This window comes from Streptomyces violaceorubidus, from assembly GCF_000717995.1.
GTDB classification, from domain to species: domain Bacteria; phylum Actinomycetota; class Actinomycetes; order Streptomycetales; family Streptomycetaceae; genus Streptomyces; species Streptomyces violaceorubidus.
Genome location: NZ_JODM01000001.1, coordinates 402,118 through 418,977 on the forward strand (window position 1 = coordinate 402,118; position 16,860 = coordinate 418,977).

A 16,860-nucleotide genomic window follows, 5' to 3' on the forward strand; every position below is an offset into this window, starting at 1 on the left:
GGGTCGGCGGGCGTGCGACGGTGCACGTTCGCGGCCTCTGTGCTCCTGTGCGCCCCCACCCCGGGAACTGGGATCCTGACCGGGCGCATCCCTGTGGGTAGCCAGAACCGGGTACCGCGCGGGGGACGCCGCGCGCGGGGACCAGCGGGGGAACGACCAGCACGCCACCGGGGGGAAGAGGGGGAAGCAGTGCCTCGTTGGAAGGCCTTGCCGGATGAACTCGATCCGCAGATCAGGGAGTTCACCGGTCAGCTGCGCAGGCTCGTGGACCGCAGCGAGCTGAGTGTCGCGTCGGTGGCCGACGCCACGGGCTACAGCAAGACGTCCTGGGAGCGCTATCTGAACGGCCGGCTGCTGGCGCCGAAGGGTGCCGTCGTGGCCCTGGCCGAGGTGACCGGGACCAACCCCGTGCACCTGACCACCATGTGGGAGCTGGCCGAGCGCGCCTGGAGCCGCTCGGAGATGCGCCACGACATGACCATGGAGGCCATCCGGATCTCCCAGGCCCGCGCCGCACTCGGTGAACTGGGCACCCCCGCGGCCGAGTCGGGCGGCTCCGGCCCCAAGTCGGGCAACAGCTCCAGGAGCGGCAAGGGGAGCCGCACCGGTCGTCCCGGTGGCGGCGCCGCCACCGGGGTCGCCGGGCCTGCGGGTGTGTCGCCCACGCTGCCGCCCGGGGTCCCGGCCCAGCCGACCGCCGCCGACAGCCCCGACTCGGCGCTCGGCGCGGTCCGGGACCGCGGGGGGCCCGGCACCGCCCCCGTGCCGTCCTCCGACGGAGCGACCGACGGCAACTCCTGGGGTCTGGCCGGATACCGGGGCCCCTCGCCGACCGGCGACCGCGCATCCCGCTCCGGGCCCCGGACCGGCCCCGGGGAGGCGGTGGGCCCGACCGCACCGGCCGCGCCGTACGGCACCGGCACAGGTCCCGGCCCCGGCACGGGCCCGTCGGGCATGTACGGCGAGCCTCCGTACGGCGGCCCCCCTTCGGCTTCGCCCGGGCGGCCCCCGGGCGGCGGGAAGAAGCGGATCAGCACCCTCGTCGCGGGCGTCGTCGGCGTCCTCGTCGTGGGCGCGGGCGCCTTCTTCCTCCTGGACGACGGCGGCGACAAGAAGGACGAGGGCGCCAAACCCTCCCCGTCGCCCACCGTGAGCAGCAAGCCCGCGCTGCCGCCGGGTGTGAAGTGCGCCGGCGACGCCTGCACCGGCAAGGACCCCGAGGTCATGGGCTGCGGCGGCGACCTGGTGACCACCGGCGCGACCGCCGTCGTCGGCACGGCCGCCGTCGAGGTCCGGTACAGCAAGGTCTGCGGTTCCGCGTGGGCCCGCGTCACCCAGGCCGCACAGGGCGACGAGGTCCAGGTGAGCGCCGGCGGTACGAGCGAGCAGCGGGCGACGGTCGGCGACGCCGGTGACACCGTCGCGTACACCATGATGGTCGCCGTGAACGCCCCGGCCGACGCCACCGCGTGCGCGACGCTGGCCTCGGGACAGCAGGGCTGCACGAAGTAGGCGTTGAGGGGGCGCATCGACGGCGGGGGCGCATCGACGGCGGGGGCGCATCGACGGCGGGGGCGCTTCGACGCCGGGGGCGCTTCGACCGGCGCGGACCGCGGGCCGGTGGAAAAAGTTCGCCCGCGGCACGCATGCCCCGCGGCGTCCCGGGCACGCGAGAAAGTACCCCCACGGGAGTCCGGCAACGGTATCCCCGAACGGCGGTCGCCTTCGTCCCCCCTCTCCCGGACGGGCGGCCGCCTCTTTCTCTCTCCTGGCCCCTCGTGTCCCGGCTCTCTCCTGGCCCCTCGTGTCCCGGTTCCGCGCGCTCGGGTGATCCTCGGGCTCTCCTGTGGGCCGGGCCACACCGACCCGGACGTGGCGGGCACCACGGGCGCGATAGCCTGACGGCTGGATCGATCTCTTGATACCAAGAGATCGATCAAACGCCCGGGGCCGGGACGCCCCACCGCCAGCTGTCATACGGAGAACGCCATGACTCGCACTCCCGTGAACGTCACCGTCACCGGCGCGGCCGGCCAGATCGGTTACGCCCTGCTCTTCCGCATCGCCTCCGGCCAGCTGCTCGGCGCGGACGTGCCGGTCAAGCTGCGCCTCCTGGAGATCACCCCGGCGCTCAAGGCCGCCGAGGGCACCGCGATGGAGCTGGACGACTGCGCGTTCCCGCTCCTCCAGGGCATCGAGATCACCGACGACCCGAACGTCGCCTTCGACGGCACCAACGTCGCCCTCCTCGTCGGCGCCCGGCCCCGCACCAAGGGCATGGAGCGCGGCGACCTCCTGGAGGCCAACGGCGGCATCTTCAAGCCGCAGGGCAAGGCCATCAACGACCACGCCGCGGACGACATCAAGGTCCTCGTCGTCGGCAACCCGGCCAACACCAACGCCCTGATCGCCCAGGCCGCGGCCCCGGACGTACCGGCCGAGCGCTTCACCGCGATGACCCGCCTCGACCACAACCGCGCGCTGACCCAGCTCGCGAAGAAGACCGGCTCGACGGTCGCCGACATCAAGCGCCTGACCATCTGGGGCAACCACTCCGCCACCCAGTACCCGGACATCTTCCACGCCACCATCGCCGGCAAGAACGCCGCCGAGACCGTCAACGACGAGAAGTGGCTGGCCGACGAGTTCATCCCGACCGTCGCCAAGCGCGGCGCCGCCATCATCGAGGCCCGCGGCGCCTCCTCGGCCGCCTCCGCCGCCAACGCCGCCATCGACCACGTGTACACGTGGGTCAACGGCACCGCCGAGGGCGACTGGACCTCCATGGGCATCCCGTCGGACGGCTCCTACGGCGTCCCGGAGGGCATCATCTCCTCCTTCCCGGTCACCACGAAGGACGGCTCGTACGAGATCGTCCAGGGCCTGGACATCAACGAGTTCTCCCGCGCCCGCATCGACGCCTCCGTCAAGGAGCTGTCGGAGGAGCGCGAGGCGGTCCGCGGTCTCGGCCTCATCTGAGCCCGACCCGACGCCCGCACGGGCCCCGTTCCGGCACCCGCCGGGACGGGGCCCGTGCCCGTTCCCGGGCTCCCGGCGCCCGCGTCGGCGTCAGGCTCCCGGCAGCCGCATGTCCCGACCGTTTCCTCACCCCCTGTGCCCTTTCTCCGTGATGCGCCGCACTTTCGGCGACCGAATCGGCATGCATGCGGGGCAGTGGGGCAGGGGCTCACGGTCCCCGAGAGTGACATGCCTGTGACGCAGGGGCGTTGACCAGGAACGGAAGGCACATCCCACCATGGCGAACCGAACGGACACCCGGACCGAGCGGGCCCACCGGACCATCCACGCGGGCGGCGAGTGGCTCGCGGCGTCCTCCGGCGCCACCCGCGAGATCCTCGATCCCGCCGACGCCCTGCCGTTCGCCGTGGTCGCCGAGGGCGACGAGAAGGACACCGACCTCGCGGTGGCCGCCGCCCGCCGCGCCTTCGACGCGGGCGAGTGGCCGCACACCCCGGTCGCCGCACGCGCCGCCCTGCTGCGCCGGGTCGCCGACCTCCTGGTGCGCGACCGCGAGGAACTCGGCCTCCTGGAGAGCCGCGACGCGGGCAAGACCGTCGAGGAGGGCCGCGTCGACATCGACTGCGTGGCCGACGCCTTCCGCTACTTCGCGGACCTGGTCGCAGGCGAGGCCCCCGGCCGGGTCGTCGACGCGGGCTCGCCCGACGTGCACAGCGTCGTCGTGCACGAGCCGGTCGGCGTCTGCGCGATGATCACGCCCTGGAACTACCCCCTCCTCCAGGCCAGTTGGAAGATCGCGCCGGCCCTCGCCGCGGGCAACACCTTCGTGGTCAAGCCGAGCGAGATCACACCGCTCACCACGGTCGCCCTGATCGGCCTGCTCGTCGAGGCCGGCCTGCCCACCGGCGTCGCGAACATCGTCACCGGCCCCGGACACACCGTCGGCGCCCGGCTCGCCGAGCACCCCGACGTCGACCTGGTCTCCTTCACCGGCGGCCTGACCAGCGGCACCAAGGTCGCCCGGGCCGCCGCCGCCACCGTCAAGAAGGTCGCCCTCGAACTGGGCGGCAAGAACCCCAACGTCGTCTTCGCCGACGCCTGCGAGACCGAGGAGGGCTTCGACACCGCCGTCGACCAGGCCCTCAACGCCGCCTTCATCCACAGCGGCCAGGTCTGCTCCGCGGGTGGCCGCCTGATCGTCGAGGAGTCCGTCCGCGAACGCTTCGTCGCCGAACTCGCCCGCCGCGCGGCGAAGATCCGCCTCGGCCGCGGCACCGAGGACGGCGTCGAGTGCGGCCCGCTCGTCTCCGCGCAGCAGCGCGCCAGGACCGAGGACTTCGTCGCCTCCGCGCTCGCCGAGGGCGCCGAACTCCGCTGCGGCGGCAAGCGCCCCGAGCCCTCGCCCCAGCGGCCCGAGGGCGGCTACTTCTACGAGCCGACCGTCCTCGACCACTGCCACCGCGAGATGCGGGTGGTGCGGGAGGAGGTCTTCGGGCCGGTCCTCACCGTCGAGACCTTCCGCACCGAGGACGAGGCCGTAGCCCTCGCCAACGACACCGAGTACGGTCTGGCCGGTGCCGTCTGGACCGCCGACGCGGGACGGGCCCGCCGGGTCGCGGGCCGGCTGCGGCACGGCACCGTGTGGATCAACGACTTCCACCCCTACCTGCCGCAGGCGGAGTGGGGCGGCTTCGGCAAGAGCGGCGTCGGCCGCGAACTCGGCCCCGCGGGCCTGGCCGAGTACCGCGAGAGCAAGCACGTCTACCAGAACCTCGCGCCGAAGCCCGTCCGCTGGTTCGCCGGCTGACTCCCGCACCCCCGTTCACACCGGTCGCACCCCGTCCCCCACGCCCCACTGGAGTACGCCCATGCCCGAAACCACCCAGGTATACGACTACGTCGTCATCGGCGGCGGCACCGCGGGATCGGTGATCGCCTCCCGCCTCACCGAGAACCCGGACGTCACCGTCGCCGTCATCGAGGGCGGCCCCAGCGACGTCGGCCGCGACGAGGTGCTGACCCTGCGCCGCTGGATGGGCCTGCTCGGCGGCGAACTGGACTACGACTACCCCACCACCGAGCAGCCGCGCGGCAATTCGCACATCCGGCACAGCCGCGCCCGCGTCCTCGGCGGCTGCTCCTCGCACAACACCCTCATCGCCTTCAAGCCGCTGCCGTCCGACTGGGACGAGTGGGAGGCGGCCGGGGCCAAGGGCTGGGGCGCGGTGCGGATGGAGGCGTACTTCGCCCGGCTGAAGAACAACATCGTCCCGGTCGACGAGAAGGACCGCAACGCCATCGCCCGCGACTTCGTCGACTCCGCGCAGCGGACACTCCAGGTCCCCCGGGTCGAGGGCTTCAACAAGAAGCCGTTCACCGAGGGCGTCGGCTTCTTCGACCTCGCCTACCACCCCGAGGACAACAGGCGCTCGTCGGCGTCGGTGGCGTACCTGCACCCCGTGATGGACGAGCGCGCCAACCTCACGCTGATGCTGGAGACCTGGGCGTACCGGCTCGAACTCGACGGCACCCGCGCCGAGGGCGTCCACGTGCGCACCAAGGACGGCGAGGAGATCCTGGTCAAGGCCCGCAACGAGGTCGTCCTCAGCGCCGGGGCCGTCGACTCGCCGCGCCTGCTGCTGCACTCCGGCATCGGCCCGAAGGACCAGCTGGAGGCCCTCGGCATACCCGTGGCGCTCGACCTGCCCGGCGTCGGCGAGAACCTGCTCGACCACCCGGAGTCGGTGATCGTGTGGGAGACCGACGGCCCCGTCCCGGACAACTCCGCGATGGACTCCGACGCCGGTCTGTTCGTACGCCGCGACCCCGAACACGCGGGTCCCGACCTGATGTTCCACTTCTACCAGATCCCCTTCACGGACAACCCGGAGCGTCTCGGCTACGAGCGGCCCGAGTTCGGCGTCTCCATGACCCCGAACATCCCCAAGCCGAGGTCCCGGGGGCGCCTCTACCTCACCAGTGCCGACCCGTCCGTCAAGCCCGCCCTGGACTTCCGCTACTTCACCGACGAGGACGACTACGACGGACGCACCCTGGTCGACGGCATCCGCATCGCCCGTCGGATCGCCCAGTCCCAGCCGCTGGCGGGCTGGCTCAAGCGCGAGGTCTGCCCCGGCCCGGACGTCACCGGCGACGAGGAGCTGAGCGAGTACGCCCGCAAGGCCGCCCACACCGTCTACCACCCGGCCGGCACCTGCCGCATGGGCGCCGCCACCGACGAACAGGCCGTCGTCGACCCGGAGTTGCGCGTCCGCGGCCTGACGGGCCTGCGCATCGCCGATGCCTCCGTCTTCCCGACCATGCCCGCCGTCAACCCGATGATCGGCGTCCTCATGGTCGGCGAGCGCGCCGTCGAGCTGATCGGCGGTGACGCCCGATGAGCACGACCTCCGACTCCGCCGCCGCCGACGCCGTGGCCGAGCGCCCGCCGGTCTTCTCCGTCGAGGGCCTGTGGAAGGTCTTCGGCCCGAAGGCCGCCCGTGTCCCCGCCGACCCGGACCTGACCGCCCTGAGCCCGGCCGAGCTGCGCGCCCGCACCGGCTGCACCGCCGCCGTCGCCGACGTCTCCTTCGACGTGCGCAAGGGCGAGGTCTTCGTCGTCATGGGCCTGTCCGGCTCCGGCAAGTCCACCCTCGTACGCTGTCTGACCCGCCTCGTCGAGCCGACGGCCGGTTCCATCGCCATCGACGGCGAGGACGTCCGCGCGATGGACAAGTCCCGGCTGCGGGAACTGCGGCGCCACCGGGCCGCCATGGTCTTCCAGCACTTCGGCCTGCTCCCGCACCGCACGGTCCTGGACAACGTCGCCTACGGCCTGGAGGTCCAGGGCATGGGCCGCGCCGAGCGCCGCGAGCGCGCCGCCGCGATCGTCGCCAAGGTGGGCCTGGAAGGCCTGGAGCAGCGCCGCCCCGGCCAGCTCTCCGGCGGCCAGCGCCAGCGCGTCGGTCTCGCCCGGGCCCTTGCCGTCGACCCCGAGGTGCTGCTCTTCGACGAGCCGTTCAGCGCGCTGGACCCGCTGATCCGGCGGGACATGCAGGAGGAGGTCGTCCGGCTGCACCGCGAGGAGGGCCGCACGATGGTCTTCATCACCCACGACCTCCAGGAAGCCCTCAAGCTCGGCGACCGCATCGCCCTCATGCGCGACGGCCGTGTGGTGCAGCTCGGCACCCCGGAGGAGATCGTCGGCGCGCCCGCCGACGACTACGTCCGCGCGTTCGTCCGCGACGTGCCGCGCGAGCAGGTCCTGACCGTCCGCACGGCGATGCGCCTCGCCGCCTCTGCCGACGAGGCGGGCACGGGCCCGGCGATCCGCCCGGAGGCCACGGTCTCGGAGGCCATAGAGGCGGTCGCGCGCGCCGGTTCCCCGGCCCGTGTCATGTCCGACGGCCGCTGCCTGGGCATGGTCGACGCGACCGACCTCCTGTCGGTGGTGGCGGGCACGGCCCACCCGGCCGCACCGGCCGAGCACCGTGAGCCGACAGCCCCGGCCGAGCCCACCACCGAGGAGCCGGTCTGATGGCGACGATCACGGCCACCGCCCGAAAGCCCGCCGCGCCGGGCATCCTCACCAGCAGAGCCGTCCGCAAGCTCCTGGTCCTCGCCCTCGCGGCAGCGATCCTCGCCCCCATAGCCGCCACGCAGTGGCCCGGCACCCCCTGGCCCGCCGCCCTCACCGTCGACGTCTCCAAACCCCTCGGCAGGGCCAGCGACTGGATCATCGACAACCGGGACAGCCACCCGCTGTTCCTCTACTTCTTCGGCCACGTCAGCAACGTGGTCGTCATCGCCGTACGCGCCGTGTACCTCGCCCTCCTCGCCGTCGGCTGGGCCGGGGTCACCGCGATCGGCGCCCTGGTCGCCTGGCGGGTGGCCGGGGTGCGGCTCGCCGCGGGCACCGCCGCCGCGTTCCTGGCCTGCGGCCTGCTCGGCATGTGGGTGCCCACCCTGCAGACCCTTGCCCTGATGGTCGTCGCGGTCCTGGCGTCGGTCGTCGTCGGCGCCCTGCTGGGCCTCGCCGCGGGCCTTTCGGACCGGATGGACCGCGTCCTGCGCCCGGTGCTCGACACCATGCAGGTGCTGCCCGCCTTCGCCTACCTCCTCCCCGTCGTCCTGGTCTTCGGCATCGGTGTGCCCGCCGCCGTCCTGGCCACCGTCGTCTACGCCGCCCCGCCCATGGCCCGGCTCACCTCGCTGGGCCTGCGCGGCGCGGACAAGGAGGTGCTGGAGGCCGTCGAGTCGCTCGGCACCACCGCCCGCCAGCGGCTGCTGACCGCCCGCATCCCGCTGGCCCGCAGGGAGCTCCTCCTCGGCGTCAACCAGACGATCATGATGGCGCTGTCCATGGCCGTCATCGCCTCCGTCGTCGGCGCCGGCGGCCTCGGCGACCGCGTCTACCAGGCCCTCGCCTCGGTCGACGTCGGCGCGGCCCTCGCGGCCGGCATCCCGATCGTGCTGCTCGCCGTCGTCCTGGACCGGGTGACCGGCGCGGCGGGGGAGCGGCTCGGCGGGGCCGGGAAGTCCCCGGTGACCTGGCTGTACGCCCTGGTCGTCGGCGCGGCCGTCGCGCTCGCCGGGCGGCTCGCCGGGCTCCTGGACTGGCCCGACGGGTGGGAGGTGGACATCGCCGAGCCCGTCAACCGGGCCGTCGACTGGATGACCGCCCACCTGTACTCCGGCGTCCCCGTCGTCGGCGGCACCGCCGACTGGGCCGCGCGGTTCACCAGCTGGGTCCTCAACCCGCTGCGGGACGGCCTCCAGTGGCTGCCGTGGTGGTCCGTACTCCTGATCGTCGCCGCCCTGGCCTGGCTGATCGGCACCTGGCGCACCGCGCTCACCGCCGTCCTCGCGATGGCCGCGATCGGCGTGCTCGGCGTGTGGGACCCGTCCCTGGACACGCTCTCGCAGGTGCTCGCCGCCGTCGCCGTGACCCTGGTCGTCGGCTTCGCCACCGGCGTCGCCGCCGCCCGCGGCGACCGCTTCGCCCGCCTGCTGCGGCCCGTCCTGGACGTCTTCCAGACGATGCCGCAGTTCGTGTACCTCATCCCGGTCGTCGCCCTGTTCGGCGTGGGCCGCGCGCCCGCCGTGGCCGCGGCCGTCGTCTACGCCCTTCCGGCCGTCGTCCGCATCACCGCCCAGGGCCTGCGCCAGGTCGACCCGGCCGCCCTGGAGTCGGCCCGCTCGCTCGGCGCCACCGGCGGCCAGCAACTGCGCCAGGTCCAGCTCCCGCTGGCCCGCCCGGCGCTGCTGCTCGCCGTCAACCAGGGCGTCGTCCTGGTCCTCGCGGTCGTCATCATCGGCGGCCTGGTGGGCGGTGGCGCGCTCGGCTACCAGGTCGTCTTCGGCCTCGCCCAGGGCGACCTGGCGACCGGTCTGGTGGCGGGCGCCGCGATCGTCTGCCTCGGCCTGATGCTCGACCGCGTCACCCAGCCCACCGAACGCCGTACGACGAGGGAGGGGGCCTGAGATGTCCCGCAAGCGGATCACGGCCGCCGCCGCCGTGCTGGTGCTGGCCACCGGCTGCGGCGCCGCCGACATGACCAAGCAGGCGTCCCCGTACGCGCATGCCCAGGGAGCCAGGACCGTCACCCTGTCCGTGCAGTCCTGGGTCGGCGCCCAGGCCAACGTGGCCGTCGCCCAGTACCTCCTGGAGCACGAACTGGGCTACCGCGTCGACACCGTCCAGGTCGACGAGGTGCCCGCCTGGGACGCGCTCAGCCAGGGCCGCGTGGACGCCATCCTGGAGGACTGGGGCCACCCCGAGCAGGAGCAGCGCTACGTCCGGGACAAGAAGACCATCGCGCCCGGCGGCGACCTCGGCGTCACCGGGCACATCGGCTGGTTCGTCCCGACGTACTTCGCGAAGAAGCACCCGGACGTCACCGACTGGAAGAACCTCGACAAGTACGCCGACCTGCTGCGCACCGCCGAGAGCGGCGGCAAGGGCCAGCTCCTGGACGGCTCCCCGTCCTACGTCACCAACGACAAGGCCCTGGTGAAGAACCTGGACCTGGACTACCAGGTCGTCTTCGCCGGCTCCGAGGCCGCCCAGATCACCCAGATGCAGCAGTTCGCCAAGGAGGAGAAACCCTTCCTGAGCTACTGGTACACCCCCCAGTGGCTGATGGAGAGGATCCCGATGACCGAGGTGAAGCTGCCGCCGTACGAGGAGGGCTGCGACGCCGACCCGGCGAAGGTCGACTGCGCCTACCCCGTCACCCCGCTCCAGAAGTACCTCAACGCCGGTTTCGCCAAGGACGGCGGCGAGGCGGCCGAGTTCCTGAAGAACCTCACGTGGACGACCGAGGACCAGAACCAGGTCTCCCTGATGATCGCCGAGCAGAAGATGCGGCCCGACGAGGCGGCGAAGAAGTGGGTGGACGGCCACGAGTCCGTCTGGAGGAAGTGGCTGCCCTGACCCTCGCCGCGTTCATCGCGTCGGCCGGCCCGCGAGCCGTTCCGCGTGCTCCCGCACCGCCTGCTCGGCCTGCCGCTGCAGCCCCGGCCCGAACGTGATCCGGGAGGCCCCGAGTGCGCCGAGTTCGGCGGGCGAGGGGCCCTCCCCGGGACGCGCGACCACGTTCACCGGCCCCTGGATCCCGGCCCGCAGCAGCGGCAGTACGGCGACGGGGGCGGCGATGGGGTACACGCAGTCGGCGCCCGCGGCGACGTAGGCCGCCGCCCGCCCGATCGCCGCCGCCGGGTCGTCGACGCCCCGGACGAACGTGTCGATCCGGGCGTTGAGGAACAGCCGGTCGCCGGCCTCCTGGCGCACCTCGGCCAGCCACTCGGCGTGCTCCGCCGGGTCCTTGAGCCCCTCGCGGGTGGAGTCCTCCAGATTGCAGCCGACGACGCCCGCCTCCAGGAGCCGCTCTACCAGCTCCCTCGGCGCCAGTCCGTAACCGCCCTCGACGTCGGCCGACACGGGGACGTCCACGGCGCGCACGATCCGTGCGACGGCCGCGAACATCTCGTCGGCCGGGGTCCGCCCGTCCTCGTACCCGAGCGAGGCCGCCACCCCGGCGCTGGGCGTGGCGAGCGCCGGGAACCCGGCCTCCGCGAAGACCCGGGCGCTCGCCGCGTCCCAGGGACCCGGCAGGACGAGGGGGTCGTCCGGGACCCGGCCGTGGTGCAGGGCGCGGAACGCGGCGACGTGACTCACGGTGTGTAACCTCCCGGTGCGACCCTGCGGCCGACCATCAGCCGGTTCCAGCTGTTGATGGCGGTGATCAGCCCGATCAGATGGGCCAGTTCGGCGTCGCCGAAGTGCAGGGCGGCCTCCTCGTACACCGCGTCGGGCACGAAGCCCTCGGTCAGCACGGTCATCGCCTCGGTCAGCGCGAGCGCGGCCCGCTCCCGCCCGTCGAACAGGTCCTCCGCCTCCTCCCAGGCGGCGAGCAGACCGAGGCGTTCCTCGGCCACCCCGTTCCCGCGGGCCAGGGCGAGGTGCATGTCCAGGCAGAACGCGCAGTGGTTGAGCTGCGAGGCCCGGATCATCACCAGCTCGGCGAGCTCGGGGTCGCCGAGCCCCTTCTTGGCCGCCGCGCTCAGCGCGGAGAGCGCCTGCGCGACCCCCCGGTCCAGGAGCTGGGTGCGCGCCGCGCTCACGCCTGCTGTCCGGGCGTGTAGTGGCCCGGCGTCATCCGGCAGGTCACGCCGAAGCGGTTCCAGGCGTTGATCGTCGTGATCGCCGCGATCAGCTGCGCCAGCTCCGGCTCGTCGAAGTGCTTGGCCGCCCTCTCGTACACCTCGTCCGGCACGAAGCCGTCGGTGAGGACGGTGACCGCCTCGGTCAGCTCGATCGCCGCCAGCTCCTTCTCGGTGTAGAAGTGCCGCGACTCCTCCCAGGCGGCCAGCTGCACGATCCGCTCCACGCTCTCCCCGGCGGCGAGGGCGTCCTTGGTGTGCATGTCGAGGCAGAAGGCGCAGTGGTTGATCTGCGAGGCGCGGATCTTCACCAGTTCGTACAGCGCCGGGTCCAGCCCCCGCTTGGCGGCGGTCTCCAGCCGGATCATCGCCTTGTAGACCTCGGGCGCGTGCTGGGACCAGTTCAGCCGGACGGGCACCTCGGCGGCGTATCCCTGGGACTTCGTGTCATCGGTGGGTGTCGTCATGCCTCGACCCTAGGAAGGGAGCAGCCCGGCGGTATGGTCCATTTCCATGGCGAATCAGTGGGCCACTCTCGGCGTCGACCTGCACCTGGAACCCACCGGGCCGGGCCTGCGCCGCGGCCTCACCGACGCCCTGCGCGAGGCCGTGCGCACCGGCCGCCTGGGCCCCGGCACCCGGCTGCCCTCCTCCCGGGTCCTCGCCGCCGACCTCGGCATCGCCCGCAACACCGTCGCCGACGCCTACGCCGACCTCGTCGCCGAGGGCTGGCTCACCGCGCGCCAGGGCTCGGGCACCCGCGTCGCCGAACGCGTCGCCGCCCCACCGTCCCCCGCCTCCACCCGGCGCCCCGGGGGCCATGCCCGCCCTGCCTACGACCTGCGCCCCGGCACCCCCGACCTCGCCTCCTTCCCGCGCGCCGCGTGGCTCAGGGCCGTCCGCCGCGCCGTCACCGCCGCCCCCCACGACGCGCTCGGCTACGGCGACGGCCTCGGCAGCCCCGAGCTGCGCACCGCGCTGGCCGGTTACCTCGCCCGGGTCCGGGGCGTGCGCGCCGACCCCGAGACGCTGCTGGTCTGCGGCGGCGTCGCGCACGGCCTCGTGCTGTTGGCCGGCGTGCTGCGGGCGCGCGGCGTGCACACCGTGGCCGTCGAGTCGTACGGCCTCCACGTCCACCGCGACCTGCTCACCAGTGCCGGCCTGCGGACTCTTCCGCTGCCCCTCGACGACCGGGGCGCGGACACCGGTTCGCTCACCGACGCGGGCGCCGTGCTCCTCACCCCCGCCCACCAGTTCCCGACCGGTGTCCCCCTGCATCCCGACCGCAGGGCGGCGGTGGTGGACTGGGCGCACCGCACCGGCGGGCTGATCCTGGAGGACGACTACGACGGCGAGTTCCGCTACGACCGCCAGTCCGTCGGCGCCCTCCAGGGACTGGACCCCGACCGCGTCGTCTACCTGGGCACCGCCAGCAAGTCCCTGGCCCCCGGACTGCGTCTGGGCTGGATGGCGCTGCCGCCGTCGCTGGTCGGGGAGGTCCTGGACCACCCGTGGAGCCGTACGCCGGGCGTGCTCGACCAGCTGACCCTCGCGCAGTTCCTCGACTCCGGCGACTACGACCGGCACGTGCGGTCCGCCCGCCTGCGCTACCGGCGCCGCCGCGACGCCCTGGTCGCCGCCCTCGCCGAGCGCGCCCCCGCGGTCCGAGTCACCGGCATCGCCGCCGGACTGCACGCCGTCCTCCGCCTGCCGACCGGCACCGAGCAGGAGGTCGCCCGGGCCGCCGCCTGGCACGGGCTGGCCGTCCACAGCCTGTCCGTGTTCCGGCACCCCGACGCGTCCCTCCCCCCGCTCGACGCCCTCGTCGTCGGATACGGCACCCCGCCCGACCACGCCTGGGCGGGGGCACTGGACGCGCTGTGCCGGGCGCTGCCGTAAAGTCCACCCGCGACGGGGGTCGTACACTCGACCGGCCCAACTGTCGTACAAACACACGGACAAGGCGCGGACAACGGGGGACAGGGACATGGCCAAGACCCGGCGACGGCTGCGGTCGAGCACCGTGGTGCTCGGCGGCATGGGAATGCTCGCGGCGGCTCTGAGCGCCTGCGGTTCGGACCCCGACCGGCGCTGTGTGGACCGCGACAGCTACGACTACCTCAACGGCTACAAGGTCGTCGCCGACAAGAACTGCAAGTCCGGCTCCTCCTCCGGCAGCTCGTACGGCAAGGGCGGCAAGGGCGGCAAGAAGAAGACCGGCTCGTCGAAGTCCGTGGACGACGCCGACTGGTACTACGACGCCGACGTCAGCAACGGCTGGGCCGACTCCGGCACCTTCAGCCGGTCCGAGGCCGTCGACCGGGGCGGCTTCGGCTGCTCGGGCTCCGGCAGCGGCGGCGGCTGAGCACCGCCGTGGAACGCCGCACCACCGAACCCCGCCCCGGCTGGCAGCGGACCGTCGAGGAACAGGGGCTGATCTACCCCCTGACCCGCTACCCCGACGACTCACTGCGCCCGTACTGGGACGAGAGCGCCTACTACGTCTTCTCCCTGCCCGAGGTCGAGGCGCTGGAGGAGGTCGTCGAGGAACTGCACCGCATGTGCCTGGCGGCGGCCGGGCACATCGTCGCCGAGGACCGCTTCGCCGACCTCGGCATCACCGACCCGCGCGTGGTCCGCGCCGTCACCGAGGCCTGGCACCGCCGCGCCGAACTCCCCTCCGTCTACGCCCGCTTCGACCTGCGCTACGACGGCTCCGGCCCCGCCAAGCTCCTGGAGTACAACGCGGACACCCCGACCTCCCTCGTCGAGGCCGCCTCCCCGCAGTGGTTCTGGATGGAGGAGCGCTTCCCCGGCGCCGACCAGTGGAACAGCCTCCACGAGCGCCTCGTCGACGCCTGGAGGAAGCAGGCCGCGCTCCTGCCGCCCGGCAACCCGCTGTACTTCGCGCACTCCTCGGACGACGAACTCGGCGAGGACCTCATGACGGTCGCCTACCTCAAGGAGACCGCCGAGCAGGCCGGCCTGGAGACCGACTGGATCTCCATGGAGGAGATCGGCTGGGACCGCCTCTCCGGCCGCTTCGTCGACAAGAGGCTGCGCTTCATCCGCAGCCTCTTCAAGCTCTACCCCTGGGAGTGGCTCACCACCGACCGCTTCGCCGACCACGTCCTGGACACCCTCGACAACGGCGGCGGCACCGGCACCACCCTGTGGATCGAGCCCGCCTGGAAGATGCTCCTCAGCAACAAGGCCCTGCTGGCGATCCTCTGGGAGCTGTACCCCGGCCACCCGAACCTGCTCCCCGCCCACCTGGACGGCCCGCGCGACCTGGCCACCGGCGCCGGCTGGGTCGCCAAGCCCCTCCTGGGCCGCGAGGGCGCCGGCGTCACGATCCACGAACCCGGCACCGACCCGGCCCCGCGCCCAGAACCCTGCTGCTACCAGGAGCTGGCCCCCCTCCCCGACTTCGACGGCAACCACGTCGTCCTGGGTGCCTGGGTGGTGGAGAACGAGTCGGCGGGCCTGGGCATCAGGGAGTCGAGCGGCCTGGTGACGGACGAGTACGCGAGATTCCTGCCCCACGTCATCCTGTGACCCGGCCGCTCCCGCATCCCGGACACCCACCGCGCCGACGGGGCACAGCCGGTAGCCTGGCCCCCGGGCCGTGACTGGCGCGCTGGGATGGGACGAACCATCGGGGAGCGGTCCGGGAAGAGCATGTGCCGTGCGCCTGGGCCGTCCGTACCGTGAACGCTGACCACAACGTCCGGAGGTCCCCATGTCCGCCGAGCAGCCGCTCAGCCCCGAGTCCACCGCCTACCGCGCCGCGCTCGACGTCATCCGAACCGTCGAGCCCCGCGTGGCCGACGCCATCGGCCAGGAGGTCGCCGACCAGCGCGAGATGCTCAAGCTGATCGCCTCGGAGAACTACGCCTCCCCGGCCACGCTCCTGGCGATGGGCAACTGGTTCAGCGACAAGTACGCCGAGGGCACCGTCGGCCGCCGCTTCTACGCCGGCTGCCGCAACGTCGACACCGTCGAGTCCCTCGCCGCCGAGCACGCCCGCGAGCTGTTCGGCGCCCGCCACGCCTACGTCCAGCCGCACTCCGGCATCGACGCCAACCTGGTCGCCTTCTGGGCGGTACTCGCCGACCGCGTGGAGGCGCCGTTCCTCCAGAAGACCGGCGCCCGCCAGGTCAACGACCTGACCGAGGCCGACTGGGCCGAGCTGCGCCAGGCCTTCGGCAACCAGCGCATGCTCGGCATGTCCCTGGACGCGGGCGGCCACCTCACCCACGGCTTCCGCCCGAACATCTCCGGCAAGATGTTCGACCAGCGCTCCTACGGCACCGACCCGGCCACCGGCCTCATCGACTACGAGGCGCTGCGCGCCTCCGCCCGCGAGTTCAAGCCGCTGATCCTCGTCGCGGGCTACTCCGCGTACCCCCGGCTGGTGAACTTCCGGATCATGCGCGAGATCGCCGACGAGGTCGGCGCCACCCTCATGGTGGACATGGCGCACTTCGCCGGACTGGTCGCGGGCAAGGTGCTCACCGGCGACTTCGACCCGGTCCCGCACGCCCAGATCGTGACGACGACCACGCACAAGTCGCTGCGCGGCCCGCGCGGCGGCATGGTCCTGTGCGACGACTCGCTCAAGGACCAGGTCGACCGCGGCTGCCCGATGGTCCTCGGCGGCCCGCTGCCGCACGTCATGGCCGCCAAGGCCGTCGCCCTCGCCGAGGCCCGGCAGCCCGCCTTCCAGGACTACGCGCGGCGCATCGTCGACAACGCCCGCGCGCTCGCCGAGGGCCTGACCAAGCGCGGCGCCACCCTGGTGACCGGCGGCACGGACAACCACCTCAACCTGATCGACGTGGCGTCCTCCTACGGCCTCACCGGCCGCCAGGCCGAGGCCGCGCTCCTCGACTCCGGCATCGTCACCAACCGCAACGCCATCCCCGCCGACCCGAACGGCGCCTGGTACACCTCCGGCATCCGGATCGGCACCCCGGCGCTGACCACGCGCGGTCTCGGCACCGCGGAGATGGACGAGGTCGCGGGCCTGATCGACCGCGTCCTGACCACCACCGAGCCCGGCACCACCAAGTCCGGCGCCCCGTCCAAGGCCTCGCACGTCCTCGACGCGAAGGTCGCCGACGAGATCGCGCACCGCGCGACCGACCTGGTGGCCGGCTTCCCGCTCTACCCGGAGATCGACCTCGGCTGAGCCTCGGCTCCCCCGCGCGGCGG

14 protein-coding genes and 1 riboswitch are annotated in these 16,860 nt (G+C 73.1%); of the genes, 11 read left to right on the plus strand and 3 right to left on the minus strand.

All coding sequences use genetic code 11. The features are described 5' to 3' along the window. Positions 1–207: 207 nt before the first annotated feature. The 7 genes from IE94_RS0101930 (at position 208) to IE94_RS0101965 (ending at position 10,414) form a co-directional block, all read left to right on the plus strand. Positions 208–1,512: an XRE family transcriptional regulator gene (locus IE94_RS0101930; protein ID WP_245235150.1), complete on the plus strand. Its 1,305-nt coding sequence runs from the start codon at positions 208–210 to the stop codon at positions 1,510–1,512. A gap of 477 nt (positions 1,513–1,989) precedes the next feature. After that, on the plus strand, positions 1,990–2,979 hold the full coding sequence (locus IE94_RS0101940; protein WP_030145572.1) for a malate dehydrogenase: 990 nt from the start codon (positions 1,990–1,992) through the stop codon (positions 2,977–2,979). A 277-nt stretch (positions 2,980–3,256) separates the two neighbouring features. Next, the gene (locus IE94_RS0101945; RefSeq protein ID WP_030145573.1) at positions 3,257–4,786 is read left to right on the plus strand and encodes an aldehyde dehydrogenase family protein; all 1,530 of its coding nucleotides are present in this window, start codon (positions 3,257–3,259) and stop codon (positions 4,784–4,786) included. Positions 4,787–4,847: 61 nt separating this feature from the next. Then, positions 4,848–6,380: a GMC family oxidoreductase gene (locus tag IE94_RS0101950; RefSeq protein WP_030145574.1), complete on the plus strand. Its 1,533-nt coding sequence runs from the start codon at positions 4,848–4,850 to the stop codon at positions 6,378–6,380. After that, on the plus strand, positions 6,377–7,516 hold the full coding sequence (locus tag IE94_RS0101955) for a quaternary amine ABC transporter ATP-binding protein (RefSeq protein ID WP_030145575.1): 1,140 nt from the start codon (positions 6,377–6,379) through the stop codon (positions 7,514–7,516). The genes IE94_RS0101950 and IE94_RS0101955 overlap by 4 nt, the downstream gene beginning before the upstream one ends. Continuing rightward, the gene (locus IE94_RS0101960) at positions 7,516–9,462 is read left to right on the plus strand and encodes an ABC transporter permease (RefSeq protein WP_030145576.1); all 1,947 of its coding nucleotides are present in this window, start codon (positions 7,516–7,518) and stop codon (positions 9,460–9,462) included. Before IE94_RS0101955 ends, IE94_RS0101960 begins: the two co-directional genes overlap by 1 nt. Position 9,463: 1 nt before the next feature. Beyond that, a complete protein-coding gene (locus IE94_RS0101965) occupies positions 9,464–10,414 on the plus strand; it encodes an ABC transporter substrate-binding protein (protein WP_030145577.1) in 951 nt (316 codons plus the stop codon). A 12-nt stretch (positions 10,415–10,426) separates the two neighbouring features. Here the strand turns inward: IE94_RS0101965 and IE94_RS0101970 are convergent, their stop codons facing one another. The 3 genes from IE94_RS0101970 to IE94_RS0101980 are packed head-to-tail and all read right to left on the minus strand — an operon-like array spanning position 10,427 to position 12,110. Next, the gene (locus IE94_RS0101970) at positions 10,427–11,158 is read right to left on the minus strand and encodes an isocitrate lyase/PEP mutase family protein (protein WP_030145578.1); all 732 of its coding nucleotides are present in this window, start codon (positions 11,156–11,158) and stop codon (positions 10,427–10,429) included. Continuing rightward, complete coding sequence (locus tag IE94_RS0101975) at positions 11,155–11,604, minus strand: carboxymuconolactone decarboxylase family protein (RefSeq protein WP_030145579.1); 450 nt, start codon at positions 11,602–11,604, stop codon at positions 11,155–11,157. The genes IE94_RS0101970 and IE94_RS0101975 overlap by 4 nt, the downstream gene beginning before the upstream one ends. Further along, positions 11,601–12,110, minus strand: a complete 510-nt coding sequence (locus IE94_RS0101980) for a carboxymuconolactone decarboxylase family protein (protein WP_030145580.1) — start codon at positions 12,108–12,110, stop codon at positions 11,601–11,603. Before IE94_RS0101980 ends, IE94_RS0101975 begins: the two co-directional genes overlap by 4 nt. Positions 12,111–12,156: 46 nt before the next feature. Here IE94_RS0101980 and pdxR point away from each other — a divergent pair, with 46 nt between their 5' ends. The 4 genes from pdxR to IE94_RS0102000 all read left to right on the plus strand — a co-directional run bounded on the left by pdxR (position 12,157) and on the right by IE94_RS0102000 (position 16,837). Next, a complete protein-coding gene (gene pdxR, locus IE94_RS0101985; protein ID WP_030145581.1) occupies positions 12,157–13,542 on the plus strand; it encodes a MocR-like pyridoxine biosynthesis transcription factor PdxR in 1,386 nt (461 codons plus the stop codon). Positions 13,543–13,630: 88 nt separating this feature from the next. After that, the gene (locus IE94_RS0101990; RefSeq protein ID WP_030145582.1) at positions 13,631–14,008 is read left to right on the plus strand and encodes a hypothetical protein; all 378 of its coding nucleotides are present in this window, start codon (positions 13,631–13,633) and stop codon (positions 14,006–14,008) included. Positions 14,009–14,016: 8 nt separating this feature from the next. After that, a complete protein-coding gene (locus tag IE94_RS0101995) occupies positions 14,017–15,201 on the plus strand; it encodes a glutathionylspermidine synthase family protein (RefSeq protein ID WP_030145583.1) in 1,185 nt (394 codons plus the stop codon). A 60-nt stretch (positions 15,202–15,261) separates the two neighbouring features. Next, positions 15,262–15,350, plus strand: a riboswitch (ZMP/ZTP riboswitch). A gap of 35 nt (positions 15,351–15,385) precedes the next feature. Continuing rightward, the gene (locus IE94_RS0102000; protein ID WP_030145584.1) at positions 15,386–16,837 is read left to right on the plus strand and encodes a glycine hydroxymethyltransferase; all 1,452 of its coding nucleotides are present in this window, start codon (positions 15,386–15,388) and stop codon (positions 16,835–16,837) included. The last annotated feature ends 23 nt before the right edge of the window (positions 16,838–16,860 follow it).